This is a genomic window from Desulfosarcina sp. (genome assembly GCF_041551955.1).
Lineage (GTDB): Bacteria > Desulfobacterota > Desulfobacteria > Desulfobacterales > Desulfosarcinaceae > Desulfosarcina.
Genome location: NZ_JBFELV010000624.1, coordinates 1 through 1,717 on the forward strand (window position 1 = coordinate 1; position 1,717 = coordinate 1,717).

Consider the following 1,717-nt stretch of genomic DNA (forward strand, 5'->3'; position numbering starts at 1 on the left):
CTACGTAAAAAGCCCGATATCTGCGTTACGCTTCACCCTTCGTCACTGCGGCGTACCGTAAGTACGCTGCCTACGGCACCCGCGATAGCGGTATTCTCAGGGTTCGCAAGCCTTGATCTCGGCCTTTTTACGTAGCCGTCTGAAATTCAACTGATTACGGTTTCATTAAAAATACCCGATGTCACCTGGGAAAATGGTTCAGCTCCGCGCATAACAAACGGAATTCACATTAGATTAGGCAAAAGGTCCGGTGAAGTCAAGGAAAGACATGTTCAGGGGAACGATGCATTGACCGATTGGTGAATCGTTTGAATAGACCGTCTGCTCAACGGCTGACGGTTAGATTGGTGCCGGCCCGAAGGGAGCCGCCGTTGAAATGACCTTAGACCCGGCGTCGAGGTTTCCAGGCACTTGACTTTGCACCCGGCCGGGTCTTATTTTGAAATGTATCGTCGACCCGCCCATTCATACGCAGCCTGCAAACCTGTTGAAAGGATGTCGCCCCCATGACCGACCCAGGCTTTTCCACGCCAAGAGCTGAAATCGACCAACGCATCGAGAAACTCCAGCGGCGGCTGTTGCAAGAGGGTATCGACGGCGCCTTGATCCTGCAAAACACGGATCTTTTTTATTTTTCAGGCACCATCCAGCAATCACATCTCTACATCCCCGCCCAGGGCCCACCGCTGCTGATGGTTCGCAAAAGCCTGAAGCGGGCCCAATCAGAGTCTCCCCTTTCAACCATCCTATCGTTGAACAGCCCCAAACAGCTGATGACCCTAATCGAGGAAAATGGCCTGGCGCCACCGGCCGTCATGGGCATGGAGCTGGATGTACTGCCAACCAACCTCTTTTTTTCCTACAAGCGCCTGTTTCCGGCGGTGGACATTCGGGACATCTCCATACCGATCCGCATGGTTCGGGCAGTCAAGTCCGCTTACGAATTGAATCTGATTCGGCAAGCGGCGGCTTTTTCCGACCAGGTGGCGGAGACGGTGCCCCATCTGCTGCGCGAAGGGTTGACCGAAATCGAGTTGGCCGGAATGATTGAAGCGCAGGCCCGTCGACTGGGCCACCAGGGCATCGTGCGCATGCGGCTGTGGGGTGCGGAAATGTTTTATGGACACCTCATGTCCGGTGCCGCCGCAGCGGTGCCCAGTTTTTTGGCTTCTCCCACCGGAGGCGCTGCCGTGAGCGCTGCGGTGGCCCAGGGCCCCAGTTTCAGGAAGATAAAACGGCATGAACCGATTTTATTCGACTATGTATTTGCCTGGAAAGGGTACATCAGCGACCACACCCGGATCTATGCCATTGGACGCCCCCCGCAGTGGCTGGTGGATGCCCATGCCCACATGCTGGACCTGCAGGAGCAAATCAAAGCCATGGCCACCCCCGGCACTAGCGCCGGCGATCTTTATTCGGCGGCCATCGAGATGGCTACCCGGAAAGGAGTTGATGCATATTTCATGGGCGCCGAGGCAGACCGGATACGGTTTATCGGTCACGGCGTCGGATTGGAACTGGATGAATTCCCTTTTCTGGCCCATGGCCAGACCACTGAATTGGAGGAGGACATGGTGATCGCACTGGAGCCGAAGCTGGTTTTTCCGGGCGAAGGGGTCGTCGGGATCGAGAACACCCATGTGGTCACCCCCAGCGGTCTCGAACAGTTGACGCATGCACAGCAGCAGATCGTATCGATCTAACTATGGACGGC

At 56.0% G+C, this 1,717-nt stretch carries 1 protein-coding gene; it reads left to right on the top strand.

Annotated elements, in window-relative coordinates; all coding sequences use genetic code 11:
- The first annotated feature begins 506 nt into the window (after positions 1-506).
- A complete protein-coding gene (locus ABYV26_RS24975; protein WP_372684054.1) occupies positions 507-1,706 on the top strand; it encodes a M24 family metallopeptidase in 1,200 nt (399 codons plus the stop codon).
- Positions 1,707-1,717 lie beyond the last annotated feature (11 nt).

What these genes read in the sequence shown, in the direction of transcription:
- ABYV26_RS24975 (WP_372684054.1), top strand. Translation starts at nt 507, where the DNA reads ATGACCGACCCAGGCTTTTCCACGCCAAGAGCTGAAATCGACCAACGC.